The sequence below is a fragment of the Streptomyces sp. NPDC057654 genome (genome assembly GCF_042800135.1).
Taxonomy (GTDB): domain Bacteria; phylum Actinomycetota; class Actinomycetes; order Streptomycetales; family Streptomycetaceae; genus Streptomyces.
Genome location: NZ_JBHVHQ010000652.1, coordinates 1 through 4,946, shown reverse-complemented (window position 1 = coordinate 4,946; position 4,946 = coordinate 1). Strand labels below are relative to the sequence as shown.

Below are 4,946 nucleotides of genomic sequence, written 5' to 3'. Positions count from 1 at the left end.
GCCGTCGCCCCGCGGGCGGAGGCTGCCCTGGCCGAGGGCGCTCAGCCGGCTGTTCCGCAGCTGCTGCGCGCCGCGTTGCAGACCCTCAACCGGGCCCGCTGACGGCCGTAACCGCACGCCACCGCCTACCCGAGAGACCGACCAATGAACTGGGACGAGCCCGCAGCGGCCACACCCGACGCCGAGCCCGGCGGGCGGCTGGTGGACGCCGCCGCCGGAGCCGACGGCGACGACCAGGCCGTCGAGGCAGCCCTGCGCCCCAAGGACCTCGACGAGTTCGTCGGACAGGAGCGCGTCCGCGAACAGCTCGACCTGGTGCTGCGCGCGGCCCGGCAGCGCGGCGCCACCGCCGACCACGTGCTGCTCTCCGGCGCACCCGGCCTCGGCAAGACCACCCTCTCGATGATCATCGCCGCCGAGATGGGCGCCCCCATCCGGATCACCTCCGGCCCCGCCATCCAGCACGCCGGCGACCTCGCCGCGATCCTCTCCTCCCTCGCGGAAGGGGAGGTCCTCTTCCTCGACGAGATCCACCGCATGTCGCGGCCCGCCGAGGAGATGCTGTACATGGCCATGGAGGACTTCCGGGTCGACGTCATCGTCGGCAAGGGCCCCGGCGCCACCGCCATCCCCCTCGAACTGCCGCCCTTCACCCTGGTCGGCGCCACCACCCGCGCCGGCCTGCTGCCGCCGCCGCTGCGCGACCGCTTCGGCTTCACCGGCCACATGGAGTTCTACGCGCCCGCCGAGCTGGAGCGCGTCATACACCGCTCGGCCCGCCTCCTCGACGTCGAGATCGAGCCGGACGGGGCCGCCGAGATCGCCGGCCGCTCCCGCGGCACGCCCCGCATCGCCAACCGGCTGCTGCGCCGCGTCCGCGACTACGCGCAGGTCAAGGCGGACGGACTGATCACCGCCGGGATCGCCGGACAGGCCCTCGACGTGTATGAGGTGGACGCCCGCGGCCTGGACCGGCTCGACCGCGCGGTGCTCACCGCCCTCCTCAAGCTGTTCTCCGGCGGGCCGGTCGGCCTGTCCACCCTCGCCGTGGCGGTGGGGGAGGAGCGCGAGACGGTCGAGGAGGTCGCCGAACCGTTCCTGGTCAGGGAGGGGCTGCTGGCCCGTACGCCCCGCGGCCGGGTCGCTACCCCCGCCGCCTGGGCGCACCTCGGGCTGCTGCCGCCGCGGCAGGGCGCGGGCGGCTCCGGGCAGCCGGGACAGGGCGGCCTCTTCGACGGCTGACGGCGCGGGGACTGGTCGGCTCAGGAACCCCGGTGCCATGCTGGGCGTTGTTCCATAGGTGCGGACTCGCTTAGACTCCGCCGATGCCGTCCGTCTCGGTGCGGCATACCACCCCCGTAGTCCAGGCCGCTCCCCGGCGGTCGTGTGAAGGAAACCCGTCCCGTGAATCTCGTGACTCTCCTCCCGTTCATCGTGCTCATCGGGGCCATGTTCCTGATGACCCGGTCGGCGAAGAACAAGCAGCGCCAGGCCGCCACGATGCGGAACCAGATGCAGCCAGGCTCCGGCGTGCGCACGATCGGGGGCATGTACGCCACCGTCAAGGAGGTCCACGACGACGCGGTCACCCTTGAGGTCGCCCCCGGCGTGCACGCGATCTACGCGAAGAACTCGATCGGCGCCGTCCTGGAGGACGCGGAGTACAACCGCATCGTGCACGGGATCGAGCCCGACAGCGCCGAGGCCCCGGTCGTCCCGGACGACGCCTCCTCGCTGACCGAGGACATCGAGCCGGCCGAGGCCGAGGAGAAGAAGATCGACCTCGGCAAGGGCAAGGCGGAGGAGACCGGCGCCTCGGCCGAGGACGCGAAGTCCGAGCAGGCGGCCGACGCGAAGCCCGAGGACGCCAAGAAGGACGCCCAGAAGGACGGCAAGCGCGACGGCGACACCGACGCGAAGTAACGCCCCGTACGACGAACCGCGGAGCGCCCATCGAGCGGTGCGCCGCGGTTCCCTGACGGTCTAGGCTCCGGCGGGGGCACGTCCCCACAACACTTCGTGGCCGCCCGGCGCACACCCGACGCCGGGCGGTTGGACAGGGAGATACGACAAGGTGGCAGCACCGAAGAAGGGCCGTAGGTCCCCGGGCGGCCAGGGCAGGCCGGGGCGGATCCTCGCCCTGATCCTGATCGCCATGGTGGCGCTCGTGGGTGGAATGTTCACCTCCGGGCACACCACGCCGCGGTTGGGCATCGACCTCGCCGGTGGTACGAGCTTCACGCTGGAGGCCAAGAACCAGCCGGGCAAGCCCAACGCCATCAACACGACCAATATGAACACCGCCGTGGGGATCATCAACCGGCGTGTCAACGGTCTGGGCGTCACCGAGGCCGAGGTTCAGACGCAGGGCGCCAATCACATCATCGTGAACATCCCCAAGGGGACGAACGCGAAACAGGCCCGCCAGCAGGTCGGCACCACCGCCCAGCTCGGCTTCCGCCCGGTGCTGAGCACCACGCCCGTCAGCAAGTCCCCCCAGCCGTCCACCAGCCCTTCCCCCAGCGCGAAGGGCAAGGGCGACAAGGACAAGGGTGACAAGGACAAGAGCGGCGACAAGACGAACCCGTCCGGCAGTGCCACGCCCACCGGCACCCCGACGTCGTCCAAGCCGCAGGGCCGCGCCGTCACCGACGCCCTGAAGGCCGATTCGACCCCCGACCCGAAGGTCACGGGCAAGGGAGACGACAACAAGGACGGCAAGGACGGCAAGGACGGCAAGGACAAGGACGGCAAGGACCCGAAGCCGTCCCAGACGCCGCCCGGCTCCCCGGACGCCGCCGCCCTCCAGAAGCAGCTCGCCGAGCTGGACTGCACCACCAAGGAGGGCATGGCCAAGGCGCGCGAGAAGGCCGCCAACGCCGCCCCCAAGGACACGATCGTCGCGTGCAAGAAGGACGGCGACGCCAAGGAGATCCTCGGCCCGGTCGCCGTCGAGGGCACCGACGTCAACGGCGCCTCCGCCGTCTTCGACAGCCAGCGCGGTCAGGGCTGGATCGTCCAGCTGAAGTTCACCTCCGGCGGCTCCAAGAAGTTCGCGGCCGTCACCGGCAAGCTGGCGGGCCAGCAGCCGCCGCAGAACCAGTTCGCGATCGTCCTCGACGGCGAGGTCGTCTCCGACCCGTCGGTCAGCCAGTCCATCGCGGGCGGCGAGGCCGAGATCTCCGGCAGCTTCACCCAGCAGAGCGCCCAGGACCTCGCCAACGTGCTGTCCTTCGGCGCGCTGCCGCTCTCCTTCGACGTCGTCACCGAGACCACCGTGACCGCGGCGCTCGGCGGCGAGCAGCTGCACGCCGGTCTGCTCGCGGGCGCCATCGGCCTCGCGCTGGTGATCATCTACCTGGTCGCCTACTACCGCGGTCTCGCGCTCGTCGCCCTGGCCAGCCTCGGGGTCTCCGCGGTCCTCACCTACACGATCATGACCCTGCTCGGCCCGGCCATCGGCTTCGCGCTGAACCTGCCGGCCGTCTGCGGCGCCATCGTGGCGATCGGCATCACCGCCGACTCCTTCATCGTGTACTTCGAACGCATCCGGGACGAGATCCGCGACGGCCGGTCCCTGCGCCCGGCGGTCGAGCGCGGCTGGCCGCGCGCCCGGCGCACCATCCTGGTCTCCGACTTCGTGTCCTTCCTCGCCGCCGCGGTGCTCTTCATCGTCACCGTCGGCAAGGTGCAGGGCTTCGCGTTCACGCTCGGCCTGACCACGCTCCTCGACGTCGTGGTGGTCTTCCTCTTCACGAAGCCGCTGATGACGATCCTGGCCCGGCGCAAGTTCTTCGCCAGCGGGCATCCGTGGTCGGGGCTGGACCCCAAGCGCCTCGGAGTGAAACCGCCGCTGCGGTCCGCCCGCCGCCGCTCCTCCGCCCCCGTCGACCCCAAGGAGGCGTGAGATGTCGAAACTCGGCAGCATCGGCGCCCGGCTCTACCGCGGCGAGGTCGGCTACGACTTCGTGGCCAAGCGGAAGATCTGGTACGGCATCTCGATCCTGATCACCATCACGGCCATCGTGGGCCTGGCGGTGCGCGGCCTGAACATGGGCATCGACTTCTCCGGCGGAGCCGTCTTCACCACCCCGACGACCTCCGTCTCGGCCGCGCAGGCCGAGGACACCGCCAAGGAGGCGTCCGGCCACACCGCGATCGTCCAGAAGCTCGGCAACAAGTCCCTGCGCATCCAGGTCAGCGAGCTCAGCACGAGCGACTCCCGGCACACGCAGGAGGCGCTCGCCAAGAAGCTGGACGTCCCGACCGACAAGATCAACACGGACATCATCGGCCCGAGCTGGGGCGACCAGATCGCCAACAAGGCGTGGATGGGCCTGGGGATCTTCATGGTCCTGGTGGTGATCTACCTCGCCATCGCCTTCGAGTGGCGCATGGCCATCGCCGCCCTGATCGCGCTGATCCACGACCTCTCCATCACCGTCGGCGTCTACGCGCTCGTCGGGTTCGAGGTCACACCAGGCACCGTGATCGGTCTGCTGACGATTCTCGGTTACTCCCTCTACGACACCGTCGTCGTCTTCGACGGGCTCAAGGAGAGCGCCCGCGGCATCACCAAGCAGAGCCGCTACACGTACAGCGAGATCGCCAACCGCAGCCTCAACGGCACCCTGGTGCGCTCCATCAACACCACCGTCGTGGCGCTGCTGCCGGTCGCCGCCCTGCTCTTCATCGGCGGCGGCTTCCTCGGCGCGGGCATGCTCAACGACATCTCGCTCGCCCTGTTCGTCGGCCTCGCCGCCGGCGCGTACTCCTCGATCTTCATCGCCACCCCGCTCGTCGCCGACCTCAAGGAACGCGACCCGCAGATGAAGGCCCTGGCCAAGCGGGTGCGCGCGAAGCGCGCCTCCGCCGCCGCCAAGGCCGAATCGGGCGCGGGGACGGACGGGCCGGACGCCGATGACGCCGCCGACGACACCGATGAC

At 70.6% G+C, this 4,946-nt stretch carries 4 protein-coding genes and 1 pseudogene; all 5 read left to right on the top strand.

Features of this window, described 5'->3' with window-relative positions; all coding sequences use genetic code 11:
- Positions 1-102 (top strand): annotated as a pseudogene (locus tag ACFU99_RS32875) (Holliday junction branch migration protein RuvA); the annotation flags it as partial.
- 42 nt (positions 103-144) lie between these two features.
- The gene (gene ruvB, locus ACFU99_RS32870; RefSeq protein ID WP_384398996.1) at positions 145-1,242 is read left to right on the top strand and encodes a Holliday junction branch migration DNA helicase RuvB; all 1,098 of its coding nucleotides are present in this window, start codon (positions 145-147) and stop codon (positions 1,240-1,242) included.
- A 162-nt stretch (positions 1,243-1,404) separates the two neighbouring features.
- Positions 1,405-1,923: a preprotein translocase subunit YajC gene (gene yajC, locus ACFU99_RS32865; protein ID WP_384398994.1), complete on the top strand. Its 519-nt coding sequence runs from the start codon at positions 1,405-1,407 to the stop codon at positions 1,921-1,923.
- Positions 1,924-2,074: 151 nt separating this feature from the next.
- On the top strand, positions 2,075-3,907 hold the full coding sequence (gene secD / locus ACFU99_RS32860) for a protein translocase subunit SecD (RefSeq protein ID WP_384398992.1): 1,833 nt from the start codon (positions 2,075-2,077) through the stop codon (positions 3,905-3,907).
- 1 nt (position 3,908) lies between these two features.
- On the top strand, positions 3,909-4,946 hold a 1,038-nt coding region (secF, locus tag ACFU99_RS32855; protein WP_384398990.1), incomplete at its 3' end, for a protein translocase subunit SecF.

Coding starts and splice junctions, on each gene's coding strand:
- ruvB (WP_384398996.1), top strand. CDS start 145: ATGAACTGGGACGAGCCCGCAGCGGCCACACCCGACGCCGAGCCCGGC.